The sequence below is a fragment of the Shinella sp. G-2 genome (assembly GCF_050172695.1).
Classification (GTDB): Bacteria; Pseudomonadota; Alphaproteobacteria; order Rhizobiales; family Rhizobiaceae; genus Shinella.
Genome location: NZ_JBBEYH010000002.1, coordinates 399,737 through 420,168, shown reverse-complemented (window position 1 = coordinate 420,168; position 20,432 = coordinate 399,737). Strand labels below are relative to the sequence as shown.

Sequence of the window (20,432 nt, the reverse complement as noted above, 5' to 3'; positions counted from 1 at the left end):
CAATATGCCGCCCCCGCGCATTGCCGCCGGCAGGGGCCGCCTCTATGGTGCGCCCCAAAAAAGGGAAGCAGAATGGCGCGCAGAATGGAAACGGCCCTCGGGGCGGTGGCGATAGCCCTTGCGTGTCTTGCGCCGGCGGCGGCCGAACATGCGCCGAGCGATGGCGAGATGCGCGAGGCCCATGCCGTGCTGCTGGGGCTTGCGCAGGACGGCGCGGAGCCGGAGCGCCAGGCCGGGGCCGATGTCTACTATTCCATCGTCGACAATCCCAATGCCCCGCGGCTCGTGACGCGGCTGGAGGTCTCCGGCGCGCCCTGCCGCGCCCGCACCATCTCCGCCCTGCAGTTTCCCGAAAAATGGGCGGTGCTGACGCTCGGCCTCGTCGATCTCAGCCGCATCACCACCGTCGCCGCCTATGCCTCCGTCGACGACATGATCGCCGAGATCAATCCCGTTCCGGTCGATGCGCCGTCGGCGCAGCAGGTCGTGATGACGGGCAAGGGCCTCTTCTGTTCCAGCCGCCTGTCGCTGTCGGGCGAAAGCGCCGCGTCCGACGAGATGTGCTCGGACCGGCTGGACCTGCCGATGATGGATGCCGAACAAAAGGCCCGCGGCCGCCACGCCCTCGCCATCGCCGCGCATTTCTGCAAGGCCCCCGCTTTCGACGGGAAGTGAGGGGCAGCGGGTTCGCTCGGTCGGACTGGCCGGCATTTAGCCTGCCGCTTCTCGCCTGTGGCACATCTTCGCGACCGCCATGCTCGGGATAAGCGTGACCATTCACCAAAACCGGCATTCTCGGTGATGCTGTGTCGGCCTTTGACTTGTCGTCTGGTTTCCACTGCGGTCGATGACTTCTCGGATCACGTCGGCAGCTTCGAGCGCGTCGTCGGGACGGGGCAGCGCCTCGCTTAGCCGCCACGCTATTACATACGATGCTTAGTCGATGTCAGATCTAAAGCAACGAAAGGGGGCGGCAGTTGTTCAGGGGGTGATAGAAACGCATATTTTGTTCCAGGGAAAGTTTGAATAGAGGATTCTCATGCCGGTCGATGAAACAGCCATTCGTCAATGGGCAGATCGTCACGAATGCAGAAGGAATTTGCCGCTCCTTATCCGTCGACTGATACGCGAGACCACCCCCTCTCTGTTGTCGCTGCGTTTCCCAGGCAACGAAGCCATCGATTTACCCGGTCTTGATGGTCAGTGCGAAGCTGGGCATGCGACAGCTTGGGTCCCGCAGGGACGAAGCGTTTGGGAGATGGGTTGCAACCAAGACCCGCGGAGTAAAGCAGATAGTGACTATGAGAAACGAGCTGCCGAAACACCTCTGGATGAGCGAGCGGATAGCAGCTTTGTTTTCGTTACCCCGAGACGCTGGAGCACGAAAGATGAATGGCTAGAGACGCGCCGTCGAGAAGGCTCGTGGTCGGCAGTGTATGCCTACGATGCTATCGATCTTGAAACTTGGCTTGAAGAAGCGCCTGTAGCATCTCGCTGGCTGGGCGAGCTTCTTGGGATAGCCAGCCCTGGTTTTTTAACGCCTCATGAGTGGTGGCGAAAGTGGTCAACGGCCTCCGTACCACCGATATCCGTGCGCCTAGTCGCCACCCGGAGACACAACGAAGTCAACACGCTCCTACAGAAACTCAGAGACGGCGACCATGTCGTACCAATACAAGCCGATGATCGAAGTGAAGCGGTCGCATTTGTTGTCGCAGCTCTAATCGAAGCGGATGCGCTTGATCTGCTCGACCGAACATTGGTCGTGACCTCCGGCGGAATAAAAGTCCCGACAGCCGGTGCTTCTCGTTTGATCGCAATAGCAGATCTACCGGATGGCCAGGAAACCGATTTCGGGGACCGACGCAATGTCACAATTGTTAGGGCATATTCTAGAGGTCGCGTGGACGTTCAGGACTCTGTGCAACTTTCTCATGTGCCATCACAAACCTTTTGCTCCGAGCTTGTGGCTATGGGGTTGGCCGAAGATGAGGCAGAGATTCTTGCCCGGAAGACAGGCCATTCCGTTCCTGTGCTGAGGCGCCAACTCTCGCCTGATCCTGAAGTGCGGCGCCCTGTGTGGGCCCGCGATAGGGTGTCAGCCAAACAGCTTCTCCCTTTCGCTCTGGCAGGTTCTTGGGTTGAACGGGAGCGCTTGCATGACGACACCGTCCTCCAGCTTTTCGGTGAGTTTGCCGATGGCGAAACAGAACATGTTCGAGATAACTTGCTAACGCTCGACGACGCGCCGATAGCGAAATATGGGAACGTCAATATTGTTGTTTCTCAGCTTGATGCACTCTTCGCGATAGGCCCTTATATCGAACGCTCCGATTTGGAGCGCTTCTTTCAGCTCGTGCCCGAATTGCTCGGCGAACGGGATCCAGCCTTGGATCTACCCCAAGACCAATGGTGGATGGCAAATGTTCTGGGTAAAGCAGGTAGCTATTCCGGGGCGCTTCTATCCGGGCTGGGCGACACTCTCTGTATTTTGGCGATTCATGGAGCGGAAATTTGCGGGGATAGGCTACAGATAGACCTAGCGTACCGCGCCAGTCAGGTCGTGCGTGTCCTTATGCAGAATGCCAGTGAGGAGCGCTGGCTTTCAATTCGTGGCCATTTGCGAGCGCTTGCGGAAGCTTCGCCAAATGCGTTTCTCGATTGCTTGGAAGAAGAACTTCGGCGACCTGAACCGGCTATCCACGCAATCATGGGGACGACGAGAGGACCGAGCAATGGGGAGTGCCTTCGCACTAATCTGCTTTGGGCTCTTGAACTGCTAGCTTGGCACCCAATGTATTTTTCGCGCGCTGCTGGAATTATATTTGATCTTCAGCGGTTTGAGATAAAGGATAATTGGTCGAATTCGCCTATATCCACTGCAAACTCACTGTTCCGCGTCTGGCTCCCTGCAACTTCACTAAGCGTTCCGGATCGAATGCGTGTATTGCGGAACTTAGCTAAGCAGTTTCGAAGCGCGACAATTAATGTGTGTATTTCGTTGCTTCCGGGTAGGGGGCAAGGCTTTGCAATAAAGCCCGCAAGACCACAGTGGCGCGCGTTGGAGCAGGAGGTGCCTGCCCCGACGAATATTGACGTACGGGATGCTGCAATTGAAGCCAGTCGTCTGTTGCTAGATTTGACTCCCTTCAACAAGGCCGAGTTGGAAAAACTGCTCAAAATCGCGCCACGCTTGCATTCGAACGACTTGAGTCGCTTAACTGGAGAGATTGAGCGGTGGGCAATAGATGCTGCGGAGGAAGAGAAGGCAGAACTTCGCGACGACCTTCGACGCTGTGAGACAGTGCATGCTTCCCACAAAGGCGAAGATGGAGACGACTTGGCCATTTCCCTTCGTCGGATAGAAACTGCACTGGAGCCGGTAACTGCGACTGCCCGCAATCGCTGGCTTTTCGAAAGCCAATACGTCGAATGGCAGTCCCTTGTCGAAGACGAGGGAGAAGGCCGTCTATCGTGGCAGGAGCGGGACGCTCTCGTGCGCCAGAAGCGCAAAAAGGCCATCACGGAAATTCGAGAGGAGTTGGGAGAGGATCAGGTCTTCGAATTTGGCCTTAGCGTTAAGCAACCCGATCTCGTCGCCCAAGTGTTGGTGCCTCCAGACGCTTCTCCTGAGATTGCAGCCAAATGGATTGCTCGTTCTCTTGAACATCAACCAAGCGAGGCGGCCAATACTTTTCTTCGACAGGTACTTTGGACCGTGGGATGGGAAGACCTCCGGGCCGTCCTTTCTATTCTTAACAAGAGCGGCACTTTGAAGAGTGCCGCCGTTCAGCATCGGCTCGCGAAGCACCTTCCTGGCCGCGCCCCAGGTTGGTTAGCTGCGGAAGAGCTCGGGAGCGATGTCGCTGCCACCTATTGGAGCACGGTGTCGATCAGAATATGGGACGACACGCCATCGGAAGAAATAGAATATGCTATTGGAAAGCTTCTTAGTGTGCGGCGCCCACGTTCAGCGTTTGCTGCCGCCGAGCTGTGGCCCGATAGGCTATCTCCGGAGCAATGGGAGCGGATTCTCCAAGCCATTTCATACGGGCAGGAGCCGGATGGGGTGTTGCCATCTGAGTATCATCTAGACGAAGTTTTTAAGCGTCTAGATGAAGCTGACAACATTTCCGATGAGCGAATTGCAACGCTAGAGCTTCCTTTTGTTCCGCTTCTTTGCCGCTATGGACACCGCCACCATGAAAGAACTCTCGCGGTGCATAGGGAACTGGCCCGGGACCCGTCTCTGTTTGTCCAAATGCTCTCTTGGCGCTACCGTCGTGGAGACGGAAGAGATGATCCCGGGCAGCAGGAGGTGACGCCAGAGCACCAGAAATTCCTAGCCGAACTCACATATCATGCGCTTGAAAGGTGGAATAAACTGCCTGGGTTGAACAAAGATGGAAACATTGTCGAGAAGGATTTCATCGCGTGGGCTGAGGAGTCCATGCGACGAGCAACTGAAATCGATCGCAAAGAAGTGGCCGAAACACATTTCGGCGCGCTGTTAGCGCGCTTTGCGCGTCATCGTCCTTGGGAGGATTGGCTGCCTGTGACGATACTGGATTTCTTGGATCGAGCTGAGAACGGCGGGCTTCGCGAGATGTTTGACTTAGGCGTCCAGAATGCGCGCGGCGCTACGACACGTGGGCCATATGATGGTGGTGAACAGGAGCGTAAATTAGCAGGGCGCTATCGCGAACTTGCTGCGCGATATGGAAACTCTCATCCGCGTGTTTCAGCACTGCTCGTCTCGATTGCCAACGGCTACGAGCGGGACGCTCGCCGCGAGGACGAGCAGGCAGCCGTGGGAGAGCGTTGGCATCCATGATAGGGCTTCAAACTTCCACCTCCATAAATGTCTATTCAGTCAAAACCTGCTTAAGAATGACGGAGAAGAGGGCAGAGGAAGACAGAGGAGGGGCGACTACGGCGGAGGAGAGGCCTGCGCATGCCGACCAGGAGGCAAGGGCGTCGGGCTCGAGGATCGAGCCCGAAGCGTGGCCTCAGTGTTCGTACTGGCTGAACGAGGGGTCGGCGAGGTCGGTGAAGCGGGTGTATTCCGACTGGAAGGCGAGCTTCACGGTGCCGGTGGGTCCGTGACGCTGCTTGGCGATGATGACGTCCGCCGTGCCCTTCACCTTTTCGAACTGCATCTTCCATTCTTCGTATTTCGGGTCGAACTCGTCGCGCGGCTCGAGGTTCTTCACGTAATATTCCTCGCGGAACACGAAGAGCACCACGTCGGCGTCCTGCTCGATGGAGCCCGATTCGCGAAGGTCGGAGAGCTGCGGGCGCTTGTCCTCGCGGCTTTCCACCTGACGGGAGAGCTGGGACAGCGCGATGATCGGCACGTTCAGTTCCTTGCCGAGCGCCTTGAGGCCGGTGGTGATCTGGGTGATTTCCTGCACGCGGTTGTCGCTCGACTTGCCCGAGCCGGTCATGAGCTGGATATAGTCCACCACCAGGCAATCGAGGCCGCGCTGGCGCTTGAGGCGGCGGGCGCGGGCGGAAAGCTGGGCGATGGAGATACCACCCGTCTGGTCGATATAGAGCGGCACCTTCTGCATCATCTGCGAGCAGGCGACGAGCTTTTCGAAGTCGGCCTCGGAAATGTCGCCGCGGCGGATCTTCGAGGAGGAGACTTCCGTCTGCTCGGAGATGATACGCGTTGCGAGCTGTTCGGAGGACATTTCGAGCGAGTAGAAGCCGACGACGCCGCCGTTCCTGGCCTTGAAGGACCCGTCCGCCTGCACTTCCGGCTCGTAGGCGGCGGCGATGTTGTAGGCGATGTTGGTGGCAAGCGAGGTCTTGCCCATGCCGGGGCGTCCGGCGAGCACGATCAAGTCCGAGCGCTGCAGGCCGCCCATGCGCCCGTCGAGCGAATGGATGCCGGTGGAAATGCCCGACAGCGAACCGTCGCGCTCGAAGGCCTGGCCCGCCATGTCGATGGCCTGGGCGACCGCGTCGTTGAACGACTGGAAGCCGCCGTCGTAGCGGCCGGTTTCGGCCAGTTCGAACAGCCGGCGCTCGGCATCCTCGATCTGGTTCTGCGGCGGCATGTCGAGCGGCGCGTCATAGGCGATGTTGACCATGTCCTCGCCGATGGTGATCAGCGAGCGGCGGAGCGCGAGGTCGTAGATGGCGCGGCCGTAGTCTTCCGCGTTGATGATGGTCACCGCGCCGGCGGCGAGCGTCGCCAGATACTGCGAGACCGTCTGCTCGCCGACCTTCACGTCGGTCGGCAGGTGCGTCTTCAGCGTGATCGTGGTGGCGATCTTGCCCATGCGGATCGTATCGCCGGCAAGCTCGTAGATCTTGCGGTGCAGCGGCTCGAAGAAATGGATCGGCTTGAGGAAGTCCGAGACCCGGTAATAGGCGTCGTTGTTGATCAGGATGGCACCCAGCAGCGCCTGCTCCGCCTCGACGTTGTTCGGCGCCTCGCGGTGATGCAGCTCGGTCGCGTCGCGGCCCGGCTGGTTCAGCTTGCGCACGGCATCGTTCATCGTCCCGAATCTCCCGTCCCTGTTTCTTGAAGCCCGGTGGTTTGGGTTCTTTGCGGCTGGGGGTCAAGCAGTTCCGACCCCATCCGACCTTTAGGCCCGATGTTAGACTTTTCCACAGGCGCGGCAAACACGGCAAGCCCGGATTTCGCCGGGCCTGCCGCCGCGCGATTGACTCGCGCCGCGAATCTCAGAGCGAGGCCTCCTTCGGATATTGCCGCGCGCCGCGCCGGTCGCCCTTCGCATCGCCCTCGTGCGCCCGCAGGCAATCCTCGCCGCGGCCGATATAGTCGCGGGTCAGCGGCGCGGCCGCCTGGTCGTGCGCCAGTTGCAGCTGGAAGACCACGAGGTTCTGCCAGCGGAAGGCGCTTTCGGACGCCGCCAGATAGAACTCCCAGATGCGGCAGAACTTCTCGTCATAGAGCGCCTTCGCCTCCGCGCGCCGCGCCATGAAGCGCTCGCGCCAGTGGCGCAGCGTCTCGGCATAGTGCAGGCGCAGGATCTCCACGTCCGTCACCGCCAGCCCGCTCTTTTCCACAGCCTGCATCACCTCCGACAGGGCCGGGATATAGCCACCGGGGAAGATGTATTTCTCGATGAACGGGTTGTTCGCCGAGGGGCGGTCGGTGCGGCCGATCGTGTGCAGCAGCATCACGCCGTCCCGCTTGAGGAGCGATGCGCTCTTCCTGAAGAAGGTGAGGTAGTTCGGCCGTCCCACATGCTCGAACATGCCGACGGAGACGATGCGGTCGAAAGGCCCGTCCGTGTTGCGGTAGTCCTGCAGGAGGAACTGCACCTCTCCCGAAAGCCCGGCATCGCTCGCCCGCTTCACGGCCAGCGCATGCTGCTCGTCGGAGAGCGTGACGCCCGTCACCTTCGCGCCGACCTGGCGGGCGAGGTAGAGCGCCATGCCGCCCCAGCCGCAGCCGATGTCGAGCACGCTCTGGCCCGGCCGGATGATGTTGAGCTTGGCGGCGATATGGCGCTTCTTGGAAAGCTGCGCCTCGTCCAGCGTCTGGTCCGGCCGCTCGAAATAGGCGCAGGAATATTGCCGGTCCTCGTCGAGGAACAGATCGTAGAGGTCGCCCGTCAGGTCGTAGTGATGCTGCACGTTGCGGCGTGCGCGCACCACGCTGTTCTTCTCGCGCACCCAGCGGAAGAGGTAGCGCACGCGGTCGAGCAGGCGGTTCCAGCCCGTGTCGTAATACTTGAAGTCGGGATTGCCGGTGAAGATGGTCTTGAGAAGGCCGTACATGTCGCCTTCGACGATATCGATATCCCCGGTGCCGTAATGGTGGCCGAGATAGTAGGCGGGGTCGATGGCGAGGCCAAAGAGGGCCTTGCGGCTGTTGATGCGCATGTGCACGGCATTGCCGGTGCCATCGCCGAAGGCCTGGCTAGTGCCGTCAGGATAGGCGATCGTCAGATTTCCGGTCTCGACGAGGCGGGAAACGAGAGCCTGTACAATGAATTTCATTCGCTAAACTCCGTCGCGCTTAAAAAATCTGGCGGAACGGGTCTGGGTCTGGTCGGAAACCGGCCTGGCAAGCGGCCCGACCGCCAATCCAGTCTAACGACATATAAATATTGATGCGAAAATCGGGATTTCAACCCGTGCTTTTTGGCCTCCCGTGAAGACGGACGAAAAGCGAACGGCCAAAAGCAAACGGGCCGGCAGAGCCGGCCCGTTCAAGAGGTCTTAGGCGTCTTCGCCGTCTTCGAGGTCGGCTTCCGGATCGAAGAAGTCGGCGGCCGTCAGCGCGTCTTCGTCAACGCCGTAGATGGCGTCGGCGGAGGTCAGGCTTTCGCCCTTGGACTGACGCTCGGCTTCGTCGGCGGAGCGGGCAACGTTGACTTCGATGGCGATCTCGACTTCGGCATGCAGGTGCAGCACGACCTTGTGCAGGCCGATGGCCTTGATCGGCGTGTTGAGTTCGACCTGGTTGCGGCCGACGTTGAAGCCTTCGGAAGCGAGGACTTCGATGATGTCGCGGGCGGCGACCGAACCGTAGAGCTGGCCGGTTTCGCCAGCCGAGCGGACGATGACGAAGGACTTGCCGTCGAGCTTTTCGGCAACCGTCTGGGCTTCCGACTTGCGCTCGAGGTTCCGGGCTTCGAGCGTCGCACGCTCGGATTCGAAGCGCTTCTTGTTGGCTTCGTTGGCGCGCAGCGCCTTGCCGAGCGGCAGCAGGTAGTTACGGGCGAAGCCGTCGCGAACCTTTACGGTTTCGCCCATCTGGCCGAGCTTGGCGATGCGTTCGAGAAGAATGACGTCCATTTTAGAGTTCCTTTCTAGAGTTCAGGTGTTCGGGTTTTTCTGCTCTGCCGGGCCGGAGGGCGTCAGCGCGATGGTGCGCCGCGTGTCCAGGAGACCCAGAATGAGGATGGCGAAGACCGGTATCGTGAAGAGCAATACCGAGAGATAGGCGAACCACAGGGCGAAGAGCCGCCACGGCTTGCCGCGCGTCCTGAAATGCAGGCTCGCGAAGCCGGCGAGCACGAAGCCGGCCCCGAAGGTGCCGCAGACGAGCGCGCCGATGATCGCCGGCACGCCGCCGAGGAAGGCGAGAACGAGACCGGCGAGGAAGAAGAAGATCGCATTGCGGTGCATGCGCAGCGTCGAGGGCATGTCCTCGCGCGGGCGCAGGCCCTTGCCCGAGACACGCACGACGAAGGTCGCGATGTAATAGGCCGTAAACAGCAGGAACACCCAGAGCGCGCCCTGCACCAGCGGCAGCGCCAGCGCGAAGATGGACTTGAGCTGCGCCACGGCATTGGCGTCGGGATTGTAGAGCGGTTCCTGCGCCTTCAGCGTCTCGAGCACGATGTCGACCAGACGGCCGGCCATGTCGCTGTTGTAGCCGACGATGGCGCCGACGGCGATCATGCCGAGCGTCACCATGACGGCGAGATGGGCGAGGATGTTGGACAGCGGATACCAGGCGAGCGCATTGTCCGGGCCGCCGAGTTCGGAGGCGGGGCGCGCGAGGTTGGCGAGATTGCTCAGCCAGCCGGCCGGGATCAGCGTGATGAGAACGATCAGCGCGGCGAAATGCGAGGAGACCAGCGCGGAAGCCGTGATGCCGCCGGCGACGACGGCGATGAAGGCGCTGGCATTGCCCCAGCCGAGGCCGGCGATCAGGATGGGAAGGGCGGACGCGGCGTAAAGCACGATCGCAAGCGACGACTGCGCATTCGCGCTCAGCGACAGCAGAGCGGCGGTCACACCGGCAACGAGGCCGGTCGCAATCGAGGTTGGCGTCAGGGTCTTCACGGGTTCGCTGTCCTGTCCGGTCAGACAGTTAGAGGAGGTTCCTGACAGATAGATTCAGGAGACATCCCCAACATGGGTTTTGGCTCCAAAGGAGCCGGTGGATTTGGCTCCGAAGAGCCATGGTTCCGATCCGCGCCCAACGCGGAAGGGAGAAGGGGAAGGCGGAAGACCGTCTTCCCCCGGAGTCATGTGCCTCGGCCCGACGTCGAGTCAGGCCGTAGAGTCACGTCCTTACGCTACGACGTAGGGCAGCAGGCCGAGGAAGCGGGCGCGCTTGATCGCCTTGGCGAGTTCGCGCTGCTTCTTCTGGGAAACGGCCGTGATGCGGGACGGAACGATCTTGCCGCGCTCGGAGATGTAACGCGACAGAAGACGGACGTCCTTGTAGTCGATCTTCGGAGCGTTTGCGCCCGAGAAGGGGCAGGTCTTGCGGCGGCGGTGGAACGGACGGCGTGCCGGAGCGGAGGAAGTATCAGCCATTGTCTTAGTCTCCTTCTGCTTCGATTACGCGCGGTCTTCGCGGGCCGGACGGTCGCCACGCGGCGGGCGGTCGCCGAAGTCGCGGCGCGGACGGTCGCCGAAGTCGCGGCGCGGGCCGCGGTCGTCGCCATCACGGCGCGGACGGTCGTCGCGGTCGCGCTTCTGCATCATGGCAGACGGGCCTTCTTCGTGGGCTTCGACGGCGATGGTCATGTAACGAAGAACGTCTTCGTTGATGCGCATCTGGCGTTCCATCTCGTGGATGGCGGCGGCCGGAGCGTCGATGTCCATCAGCGCGTAATGCGCCTTGCGGTTCTTCTTGATGCGGTAGGTCAGGGACTTGAGGCCCCAGTTTTCGACCCGGCCGACCTTGCCGCCGTGTGCTTCGATCACACCCTTGTACTGTTCGACGAGAGCGTCGACCTGCTGGGCGGACACGTCCTGGCGGGCCAGGAATACATGTTCGTAAAGAGCCATGTGGCTTTGCCTTTCTTGCGTTAAACTACACCCGAAACCGGCGCCAAGCCTCAACGACAGTTCTCAGGGGCAGATGCCCGAAGCAAGAAAAGCGTATCATCCAGACGGTCGAGAGCGGAGACACGGGAGGCCGGAGCCCTTGGCCCCAAACGGCAGATCTTGCGATATGCCGGCCCTCCGTTCAGCCACCAGCCGGTGACCCGGGTGTTTTGAACAGCGCGCTTATACGGATTTTTCGCGGGAAAGCAAGGCCCGTGCCGACAAACGAGGTGCCCCGTTTCGAAACGGGGCGGGAACCAAATCGCAGATGCCGCGTTTCCCCGTCGATCCAACCAGATGGAGTGACCGACATGCAAGACCCCAACCTTGTCAATCGTCCCCCGGAAGATCGCATGACGCGTCCGGTGGATGACCGTGGCCCGACCGTCGTCAACCAGAGCAGCGGCGGCAGCGGCACCGGCGGCTGGGCCGTGGCCGTGATTCTCGCCGTGCTGGTCGCGGTAGGCATCTTCTATTTCGTCGGCAGCGGAACGCCGGGTGATGGCGTCGACCCGAATGCCAACACGTCCGCCATCGGCACGCAGGACAGCGCGCCGGCAGGCGGCACGGCCACCGACGGCCAGTCGGGCGGCGCAACGGGCGGTGCGACCGGCGGCGCGACGGGCGGCACCCAGCCGCTCGAAAGCCAGCCGGCCGAAGGTGGCGGTGCGACCACCACCACGCCGTAACATCACCCGCATGGGGCATGAGGAAACCCGCCGGAAACGGCGGGTTTCTTTTTGTTCGCAGAGGTGGGCGGGCACGGGCGCGACCCTTTCGATGCGTGAAACTCTTTCACGATTTGGGGGGAATGTGTTGCCGGCAAACTCGGCTAGCTTCTCCTGCCCGAAGTGGAGGCTTCGGACCCCCTTGGGCAAAACCCCATCACGCCGGGAGGAGAAGCCATGGCGACCCACAACGAACGTGCCTCGGCACGGTGCGGCTCACACGCATGCAATTCAATCGAAAACCGAGCCATCATGTGCCGGATGGAGGGCCGCGCATGAACGCCCATACCCATCCGGAGGTGTCGCCGGGAGCGGCGGCCGCCGATGAACTGGTCTTCGCGCTCGAGGACCGGCCGAAGCCGCTGATCGCGCTGCTCGCCGCCATCCAGCATCTGCTCGCCATCATCGTGCCGATCGTCACGCCGGGCCTGCTGATCTGTCAGGCGCTCGGCGTTTCGGCCCGCGACACCAACATGATCGTCTCGATGTCGCTGGTCATTTCCGGCATCGCCACCTTCGTGCAGTGCCGCCGCTTCGGTCCGCTCGGGGCGGGCCTGCTCATCGTGCAGGGCACGAGCTTCAACTTCGTCGGCCCGCTGATCGCCGGCGGCGTGCTGATGGTCAAGCAGGGCACGCCCGTGGAGGCCGTCATGGCCTGCATCTTCGGCGTCGTCATCGCGGGGTCCTTCATCGAGATGGGGCTTTCCCGCATCCTGCCCTTCGTGAAGAAATTCATCACCCCGCTCGTCACCGGCATCGTCGTGCTGATGATCGGCCTCACGCTCATCAAGGTCGGCCTCATCAGCATGGGCGGCGGCTTCGGCGCCATGCAGTCGGGCACCTTCGCCAATGGCGAGAACCTGCTGCTCTCGGGCACGGTGCTGGGCCTCATCATCGTGCTCAACCGCATCCCGGTCGTCTGGGTGCGCAGCGCCGCCATCATCATCGCGCTCGGCGCCGGCTATGCGCTCGCCGCCTCGCTCGGCCGTCTCGATTTCACCGGCGTGCACCAGGCCGCCTGGTTCGAGGTGCCGATGCCGCTGCATTTCGGGCTGGATTTCTCCTGGACGCTGTTCGCGCCCATGGTCGTGATCTATCTGGTGACTTCGCTCGAAGCCATCGGCGACATCACCGCCACCAGCAAGATCTCCCGCGAGCCCGTCGAAGGCCCGGTCTGGATGGAGCGGGTCAAGGGCGGCGTGCTGGTCAACGGCGCGAATTCGCTGCTGGCAGGCCTCTTCAACACCTTCCCAAGCTCGGTCTTCGCGCAGAATAACGGCATCATCCAGCTCACCGGCGTCGCCAGCCGCCATGTCGGCGTCTATATCGCCGGCGTGCTCGTGCTGCTCGGCCTCTTCCCGACGATCGCCGGCATCATCCAGGCCGTGCCGGAGCCGGTGCTGGGCGGCGCCGTCATCGTCATGTTCGGCGCGGTCGCCGCCTCCGGCATCAACATCCTCGCCGGCCTCCAGCTCGACCGCCGCGCGCTGCTGATCATCGCGATCTCGCTGGCGCTCGGTCTCGGCGTCTCGCAGGTGCCGGAATTCGTCTCGCACATGCCGCGCTTCCTGAAGGACGTGCTGGAATCGGGCGTTGCGACCGGCGGCCTCTGCGCCGTGCTGCTCAACTGGCTGCTGCCGGAAACAAACGAACCCAAGCCTGTCCACTGACGGCGGACCGGGCGGCTCTACAGCCGCCCGGTTTTCTTTTTACATCGGCGCCGGATAGAGCCGGTGGATGCGGCGGATGCCGTTCACGACATCGGCCGAAAGCGTCAGGTCCTTGGCGGCGACATCCGTCTTCAACTGCTCCATCGAGGTCGCGCCGATGATGACCGAGGCCATGAAGGGCCGGGTCAGGCAGAAGGCGAGGGCCATCTGGGCCGGGTCGATGCCGTTTTCCCGCGCAAGCTCCACATAGGCCCGGACGGCCGGCTCCTGATGCGGCTGGTAGCGGCCGCCGAGATCGCCGTTCTTGGTGACGCGCGAGCCCTCGGGCCGGGCGCCGTCGAGATACTTGCCGGTGAGAAGGCCGGCGGCGAGCGGCGAATAGGCGAGCAGCCCCACTTCCTCGTGATGCGACAGTTCCGCAAGGTCGAGATCGTAGGCCCGGTAGAGCAGGTTATACTCGTTCTGGATCGAGGCGACGCGCGGCAGGCCCTTTTCTTCGGCATGGCGCAGCATCTGCATCGTGCCCCAGGCCGTCTCGTTGGAAAGACCGAGCGCGCGCACCTTCCCGGCCTTGACGAGGTCGCCGACGGTTTCGAGCGCTTCCAGGAGTTCGGCCGCCACCTTCTCGCGGTCCTGCTTCGACGGGTCGTAGCTCCAGGCATTGCGGAAGTGGTAGTGGCCGCGGTTCGGCCAGTGCAGCTGGTAAAGATCGACGTAATCGGTCTGAAGGCGCTGGAGGCTGGCGTCGATGGCTTCCAGGATGCTGGCGCGGCTGAGCGGCGCGCCGCCGCGGATATAGGGGCGGCCGGGACCGGCAACCTTGGTGGCAAGAACCACCTTGCCGCGGTTGCCGCGCGCCTTTATCCATGTGCCGATGAAGCGTTCGGTATCGCCATAGGTCTCGGGCGAGAGCGGCGTGGTGGGGTAGAGTTCGGCCGTGTCGACGAAGTTGACGCCCTGCGAAAAGGCGTAGTCGAGCTGGTCGTGCGCGTCCTGCTCGCTGTTCTGCGAACCCCAGGTCATCGTGCCGAGGCAGATTTCCGACACGCTGATGCCGGTCCTGCCGAGCGGATTGTATTTCATGGGAGGGAATATCCTGTTGTGGGAACGGCGCGAATGTAGGCGCGTCGCCGCGAAGTGCAAGCCGGCGGGGGCGATTCCCTGTGCAAGGCCTTGGAAAGCGCGGCCCTCAAAGGGGCGGGAAGGCCGCAATGCCTTGACTTGCGCGGCCGGAATGTGAATGGAAAGGAAAACAAGAGACGGGAGAAACCCCTATGAGCGTAGCATTCACCTTCCCCGGTCAGGGCAGCCAGGCCGTCGGCATGGGCAAGGAACTCGCAGACGCCTTCCCCGAAGCGCGCGCCGTTTTCGCGGAAGTCGACGACGCCCTCGGCCAGAAGCTTTCCGCCATCATGTTCGACGGTCCCGAAGAAACGCTGACGCTGACGGCCAATGCCCAGCCGGCGCTGATGGCCGTGTCCATCGCCGTCATGCGGGTGCTGGAAGCGCGCGGTCTGTCGCTGAAGGATCGGGTTTCCTACGTCGCCGGCCACTCGCTGGGCGAATATTCGGCGCTCTGCGCCGCCGGCACCTTCTCGCTGGCCGACACCGCGCGCCTGCTGCGCATCCGCGGCAACGCCATGCAGTCGGCCGTTCCGGTGGGCGAGGGCGCCATGGCCGCCATCATCGGCCTCGAACAGGCCGATGTCGAAGCCATCTGCGCGGAAGCGTCCGCCGGCGGCGCCTGCCAGATCGCCAACGACAATGGCGGCGGCCAGCTCGTCATCTCCGGCGCCAAGCCGGCCGTCGAGGTCGCCGCCCGGCTCGCGACCGACAAGGGCGCCAAGCGCGCGCTGATGCTGTCGGTCTCCGCCCCCTTCCATTCCGCCCTGATGGCGCCCGCCGCCGACGCGATGCGCGAAGCGCTTGCCGCCGTCGAGGCCAAGGCCCCCGTCGTGCCGGTCATCGCCAATGTGCGCGCCGCGCCGGTCAGCGACCCGCAGGAGATCGTGCGCCTGCTCGTCGAGCAGGTCACGGGCCAGGTCCGCTGGCGCGAGACGGTGGAATGGTTCGGCAAGAACGATGTCACGACGCTCTACGAGGTTGGCTCCGGCAAGGTCCTGACCGGCCTTGCGCGCCGCATCGACAAGTCCGTCACCGGCATCGCCGTCAACACGCCCGCCGACATCGACAGCGCGCTTGCAGCGCTCATCGGCTGATCCCTCTATAAAGGAACGGAACCATGTTTGATCTTTCCGGCCGCAAGGCTCTCGTTACCGGCGCATCCGGCGGCATCGGCGAAGAGATCGCCCGCATGCTTCACGCCCAGGGCGCCGTTGTCGGCCTGCACGGCACCCGCGTCGAAAAGCTGGAAACGCTTGCCGGCGAACTCGGCGAACGCGTGCACATCTTCCCGGCCAACCTTTCCGACCGCGCCGAAGTGAAGGCGCTGGGCGAAAAGGCCGAGGCCGAGCTTGGCGGCGTCGACATCCTCGTCAACAATGCCGGCATCACCAAGGACGGCCTCTTCGTGCGCATGAGCGACGAGGACTGGGACGCGGTTCTGGAAGTGAACCTGACGGCGGTCTTCCGCCTGACGCGCGAACTGACCCATCCGATGATGCGCCGCCGCTATGGCCGCATCATCAACATCACCTCCGTGGTCGGCGTCACCGGCAATCCGGGCCAGGCGAACTACTGCGCCTCCAAGGCCGGCATGATCGGCTTCACCAAGTCGCTGGCCCAGGAAATCGCGACCCGCAACGTCACGGTCAACTGCGTCGCCCCGGGCTTCATCGAAAGCGCGATGACCGGCAAGCTGAACGACAAGCAGAAGGAAGCGATCATGGGAGCGATCCCGATGAAGCGCATGGGCACCGGCGCGGAAGTCGCCTCGGCCGTCGCTTACCTCGCTTCCTCGGAAGCCGCCTACATGACGGGCCAGACGCTGCACGTCAACGGCGGCATGGCGATGATCTGAACCTGGCCCCAAGCGCCCGGCGAAGCAGCATAAATTGCATGTTGACCGCTGGCGCACCGGCCATTTTCAGGCTTTGCGGCAGGCATAAACCGTGTTAATCGGGCCATGACTGCCAGCAGTCGACCGGCAAAAGCCTGAGCGATCGGGCGATACGCAACAGGATCGTCGATCCCGCATTGCCGGTTGAAGGGATTGCCGGATGTGTTCTTGAGGCACATCGGGCGTGTTGAGTGTCCGGTGCCGTGACAGGCACCGATCAAAAACAAAGGTCGAGGAATCCGACATGAGCGATATCGCAGAACGCGTAAAGAAAATTGTCATTGATCATCTGGGCGTTGACGCCGAAAAGGTCAGCGAAGGCGCAAGCTTCATCGATGATCTTGGCGCGGACTCGCTCGACACCGTCGAACTGGTCATGGCGTTTGAAGAAGAGTTCGGCGTCGAGATCCCGGACGACGCTGCCGACTCGATCCTGACGGTCGGCGACGCCGTCAAGTTCATCGAGAAGGCCCAGGCCTGATTTGATTGCCGACGGGCCGCCTTCGGCGGCCCGTCCCGGTCTCCTGCGGGAGGCCCACCTCGTCACGAGGCAACGGATACGAGAATACAAAGGGTGGATCACGGACGATGAGGCGTGTCGTTATCACGGGTACCGGCATGGTATCACCGCTTGGCTGTGGCACCGAAGTGACCTGGAGCCGGCTTCTGGAAGGCCGCAGCGGCGCCGCCAAAGTCACGACCTTCGAGGTCGAGGATCTCCCCGCAAAGATCGCCTGCTCCATTCCGCTCGGCGACGGCACCGACGGCACCTACAATGCCGACCAGTGGATGGAGCCCAAGGAACAGCGTAAGGTCGACCCGTTCATCATCTATGCGGTGGCGGCGGCCGACATGGCGCTTGCCGATGCCGGCTGGCATCCCAAGACCAACGAGGACCAGATCGCGACCGGCGTGCTGATCGGCTCGGGCATCGGCGGCCTCGAAGGCATCGTCGAGGCCGGCTATACGCTGCGCGACAAGGGCCCCCGCCGCATCTCGCCCTTCTTCATTCCCGGCCGCCTGATCAACCTCGCCTCGGGCCAGGTGTCGATCAAGCACAAGCTGCGCGGCCCCAACCATTCCGTCGTCACGGCCTGCTCGACCGGCGCGCATGCGATCGGCGACGCGAGCCGCCTGATCGCGCTCGGCGACGCCGACGTCATGGTGGCGGGCGGCGCCGAATCGCCGATCTGCCGCATCTCGCTGGCCGGCTTTGCCGCCTGCAAGGCGCTGTCGACCGCCCGCAACGACGACCCGACCGCCGCATCCCGTCCCTATGACCGCGACCGCGACGGCTTCGTCATGGGCGAGGGCGCCGGCATCGTCGTTCTGGAAGAGCTGGAACACGCGAAAGCCCGCGGCGCCAAGATCTATGCCGAAGTGATCGGCTATGGCCTGTCCGGCGACGCCTTCCACATCACCGCGCCCTCCGAGGATGGCGACGGCGCGTTCCGCTGCATGACCATGGCGCTGAAGCGCGCCGGCATTCCGGCGAGCGAACTCGACTACATCAACGCGCATGGCACCTCCACCATGGCCGACACGATCGAGCTTGGCGCCGTCGAGCGCCTTGTCGGCGATGCGGCGTCCCGCATCTCCATGTCGTCCACCAAGTCGGCCATCGGCCATCTTCTGGGGGCGGCCGGTGCCGTCGAGGCAATCTTCACCGCGCTGGCGATCCGTGACAATATCGCCCCGCCGACGCTGAACCTCGACAATCCAGACGTCGAGACGGCGATCGACCTGGTGCCCCACAAGGCCCGCAAGCGCGAGATCAACGTGGCGCTGTCCAACTCGTTCGGCTTCGGCGGAACGAACGCATCGCTGGTTCTCAAGCGCTACGACGCCTGACCTGGACCGGGCCTTGCCCCGGCGCGCCGCACACCCTGCTTTTGCCGTATTGCTCTGTTGAACACAGCGGGCAATACCCGAACCCATGAGGACAGTCCGTGAGCGACACGAACGAATCCGGCGAGACGCAGTTTGGCCGTGGCGAGGCTTCCGGCCAGCCGCGCATCATCCCCAAATCCGCCAAAGAAGCCCTCAGGCCCGAACAGGTGCCGGAGCCGCCGAGCCGTCGCCGCTCGCGCAAGGCCCGCAGCCAGGTCGTCATCTTCCTGAATTTCGTCATGACCGTGGTCGTCTTCGCCACGATCATCGGCGTCGGCATCTTCTACTACGGCGTCAAGAGCTATGACGAGCAGGGGCCGCTGACGGCCAACACGAACTTCATCGTGCGCGGCGGGGCCGGCACGAACGAGATCGCCGCCAATCTCGAGCGCAACAACATCATCAGCGACAGCCGCGTCTTCCGCGTGCTCTCGCGCGTCTATCTCGACGGCGAGACGCTGAAGGCCGGCGAATACGAGATCAAGGCCGGCGCCTCGATGCGCGAGATCGTCGAATTGCTGAAGTCCGGCAAGTCGATCCTCTACAGCGTCTCCGTGCCGGAGGGCCTGACGGTCAAGCAGGTGTTCAAGCGCCTGACCGAGGACCCGGTGCTGGAAGGCGAACTGCCGCAGGACCTGCCGGTCGAGGGCTCGCTGATGCCCGACACCTACAAGTTCTCACGTGGCACCAAGCGCGCCGATATCCTGCACCAGATGCTCGACGCGCAGAAGGCGCTGATCGACCAGATCTGGGAGCGGCGCGACGACGACCTGCCGATCGCCACGCGCGAGGAATTCGTCACGCTCGCCTCCATCGTCGAGAAGGAAACGGGCCGCGCCGACGAGCGCTCGCGCGTCGCCTCGGTGTTCCTCAACCGTCTCGAAAAGGGCATGCGCCTGCAGTCCGACCCGACGATCATCTACGGCATCTTCGGCGGCGAGGGCAAACCGGCCGACCGGCCGATCTTCCAGTCGGACCTCGAAAAGCAGACGCCGTTCAACACCTATATCATCAAGGGTCTGCCGCCGACGCCGATCGCCAATCCGGGCCGCGCCGCGCTGGAGGCCGTCGCCAACCCGTCGCGCACCTCCGACCTCTACTTCGTCGCCGACGGCACGGGCGGCCACGTCTTCGCCGAGACGCTGGACGAGCACAACCAGAATGTCCGCCGCTGGCGCAAGCTGGAAGCGGAAAAGGCGGCGGAAGCCGCCAAGGAAACCGAGGCCACAACGTCCCAGTAAACGGGACGGACGGCACGAGACCATGGCCCCGGCGTCCGCGTCCGGGGCCGTTTTGTTTTCCGGCCTCACCTTTGATGTGGATCGCGGGCGGTTCGGCGGTCCCGCAGGTTTCCAACGCCGTGAAACTGCTTCACTTTGGCAGCCACGATGGCGCGCCTGCCGCGCGCATCCGGCTGCCCGTTCCCGGCCCCGCCGCGGCAAGGCGCCATTGGAGGCTGACATGACATTACAATCGATGACCGGCTTTGCGCGGGTCGAGGGAACCAGCGGACGCACGCGCTGGGCCTGGGAGCTGCGCTCGGTCAACGGCAAGGGCCTCGACCTGCGCCTGCGCCTGCCGCCCGGCTTCGAGGCGCTGGAGGCCGATGTGCGGCGGCTGGCGGGCGAGGCCTTCTCGCGCGGCAATATCCAGATCGGTCTTGCCGCGGGCGTCAGCGAGGCGCAGATCGAGGCTGTCGTCAACCAGCGGGCGCTCGCCGCCGTGCTGGCGCTGCGCGACCAGCTCGCCGGCATCGTCGATCCCGCCCCGGTCAAGCTCGACACGCTGCTGACCATGCGCGGCGTCGTGGATTTCCGCGAGGCGGAGGAGAGCGAGGCGGAGCGCACGGCGCGCGACGGCGACATCCGGGCGGGCTTTGCCGAGGCGGTTACCCGCCTTGCCGAGATGCGGCGCAAGGAAGGCGCGGCGCTTGCCGGCGTGCTGCTCGGCCAGGTCGCCCGCATCGAGGCACTGACGGCGACGGTGGAGGCCGATCCTTCGCGCGGCGTTGCGGCCATTGCCGAGCGGCTGGCCGGGCAGGTCGCGCTTTTGATGCAGGGGGCGAGCGCGCTCGACCGCGACCGGCTGCACCAGGAGGCGGCGCTGCTCGCCACCAAGGCGGACCTGCGCGAGGAGATCGACCGGCTGAAGGCGCATGTCGCGGCCGCGCGCGAACTCATCGCCGAGGGCGGGCCGATCGGCCGCAAGCTCGATTTTCTCGCACAGGAATTTAACCGGGAATCGAATACGATCTGTTCCAAGTCGAACGCCGCTGCTGTAACGGCTGCAGGCATCGAACTGAAGGTCGTCATCGACCAGTTCCGCGAACAGGTCCAGAATTTGGAGTAG

Annotated in this window: 17 protein-coding genes; 10 read left to right on the top strand and 7 right to left on the bottom strand. The window is 63.2% G+C overall.

Going from position 1 to position 20,432, the window contains the following annotated elements; all coding sequences use genetic code 11:
- Positions 1-72 precede the first annotated feature (72 nt).
- Both V8U06_RS05985 and V8U06_RS05980 read left to right on the top strand, forming a co-directional pair.
- Positions 73-675 (top strand): hypothetical protein, encoded by a 603-nt coding sequence (locus V8U06_RS05985; protein ID WP_427139887.1) that lies wholly within the window; start codon positions 73-75, stop codon positions 673-675.
- Positions 676-1,039: 364 nt separating this feature from the next.
- Positions 1,040-4,834, top strand: a complete 3,795-nt coding sequence (locus V8U06_RS05980; protein ID WP_427139886.1) for a hypothetical protein — start codon at positions 1,040-1,042, stop codon at positions 4,832-4,834.
- Between the two features lie 175 nt (positions 4,835-5,009).
- Here the strand turns inward: V8U06_RS05980 and V8U06_RS05975 are convergent, their stop codons facing one another.
- The 6 genes from V8U06_RS05975 to rpsF form a co-directional block, all read right to left on the bottom strand.
- A complete protein-coding gene (locus V8U06_RS05975; protein WP_226919758.1) occupies positions 5,010-6,509 on the bottom strand; it encodes a replicative DNA helicase in 1,500 nt (499 codons plus the stop codon).
- Between the two features lie 187 nt (positions 6,510-6,696).
- A complete protein-coding gene (locus V8U06_RS05970; RefSeq protein WP_427139885.1) occupies positions 6,697-7,983 on the bottom strand; it encodes a class I SAM-dependent methyltransferase in 1,287 nt (428 codons plus the stop codon).
- 222 nt (positions 7,984-8,205) lie between these two features.
- Positions 8,206-8,784, bottom strand: a complete 579-nt coding sequence (gene rplI, locus V8U06_RS05965) for a 50S ribosomal protein L9 (protein WP_427139884.1) — start codon at positions 8,782-8,784, stop codon at positions 8,206-8,208.
- 21 nt (positions 8,785-8,805) lie between these two features.
- Positions 8,806-9,780 carry a DUF2232 domain-containing protein gene (locus V8U06_RS05960; protein WP_226919755.1) on the bottom strand — a complete coding sequence of 325 codons (975 nt, stop codon included), beginning with the start codon at positions 9,778-9,780 and terminating at the stop codon, positions 8,806-8,808.
- Between the two features lie 231 nt (positions 9,781-10,011).
- Positions 10,012-10,260, bottom strand: coding sequence for a 30S ribosomal protein S18 (rpsR, locus tag V8U06_RS05955; protein ID WP_069059269.1), 249 nt, complete (start codon positions 10,258-10,260; stop codon positions 10,012-10,014).
- A 24-nt stretch (positions 10,261-10,284) separates the two neighbouring features.
- Positions 10,285-10,737, bottom strand: coding sequence for a 30S ribosomal protein S6 (gene rpsF, locus V8U06_RS05950; RefSeq protein WP_203318510.1), 453 nt, complete (start codon positions 10,735-10,737; stop codon positions 10,285-10,287).
- Between the two features lie 392 nt (positions 10,738-11,129).
- On the opposite strand from rpsF, the gene V8U06_RS05945 reads away from it, so the two are divergent.
- Together V8U06_RS05945 and V8U06_RS05940 are read left to right on the top strand one after the other, a co-directional pair.
- Positions 11,130-11,465 carry a hypothetical protein gene (locus V8U06_RS05945; RefSeq protein ID WP_427139883.1) on the top strand — a complete coding sequence of 112 codons (336 nt, stop codon included), beginning with the start codon at positions 11,130-11,132 and terminating at the stop codon, positions 11,463-11,465.
- 314 nt (positions 11,466-11,779) lie between these two features.
- Positions 11,780-13,174, top strand: coding sequence for a nucleobase:cation symporter-2 family protein (locus V8U06_RS05940; protein ID WP_427139882.1), 1,395 nt, complete (start codon positions 11,780-11,782; stop codon positions 13,172-13,174).
- A gap of 39 nt (positions 13,175-13,213) precedes the next feature.
- On the opposite strand, the gene V8U06_RS05935 is transcribed toward V8U06_RS05940, so the two are convergent.
- Positions 13,214-14,257 carry an aldo/keto reductase gene (locus tag V8U06_RS05935; RefSeq protein ID WP_427139881.1) on the bottom strand — a complete coding sequence of 348 codons (1,044 nt, stop codon included), beginning with the start codon at positions 14,255-14,257 and terminating at the stop codon, positions 13,214-13,216.
- Between the two features lie 191 nt (positions 14,258-14,448).
- On the opposite strand from V8U06_RS05935, the gene fabD reads away from it, so the two are divergent.
- The 6 genes from fabD (at position 14,449) to V8U06_RS05905 (ending at position 20,432) form a co-directional block, all read left to right on the top strand.
- On the top strand, positions 14,449-15,393 hold the full coding sequence (gene fabD / locus V8U06_RS05930) for an ACP S-malonyltransferase (protein WP_427139880.1): 945 nt from the start codon (positions 14,449-14,451) through the stop codon (positions 15,391-15,393).
- Between the two features lie 23 nt (positions 15,394-15,416).
- Entirely contained in the window at positions 15,417-16,154 is a 738-nt protein-coding gene (gene fabG, locus V8U06_RS05925; RefSeq protein ID WP_427139879.1) for a 3-oxoacyl-[acyl-carrier-protein] reductase, read from the top strand.
- A 283-nt stretch (positions 16,155-16,437) separates the two neighbouring features.
- On the top strand, positions 16,438-16,674 hold the full coding sequence (locus V8U06_RS05920; RefSeq protein WP_003531676.1) for an acyl carrier protein: 237 nt from the start codon (positions 16,438-16,440) through the stop codon (positions 16,672-16,674).
- Positions 16,675-16,781: 107 nt separating this feature from the next.
- The gene (fabF, locus tag V8U06_RS05915; protein ID WP_427139878.1) at positions 16,782-18,044 is read left to right on the top strand and encodes a beta-ketoacyl-ACP synthase II; all 1,263 of its coding nucleotides are present in this window, start codon (positions 16,782-16,784) and stop codon (positions 18,042-18,044) included.
- A gap of 98 nt (positions 18,045-18,142) precedes the next feature.
- Entirely contained in the window at positions 18,143-19,324 is a 1,182-nt protein-coding gene (mltG, locus tag V8U06_RS05910; protein WP_226919748.1) for an endolytic transglycosylase MltG, read from the top strand.
- Between the two features lie 220 nt (positions 19,325-19,544).
- Positions 19,545-20,432, top strand: a complete 888-nt coding sequence (locus V8U06_RS05905; protein ID WP_427139877.1) for a YicC/YloC family endoribonuclease — start codon at positions 19,545-19,547, stop codon at positions 20,430-20,432.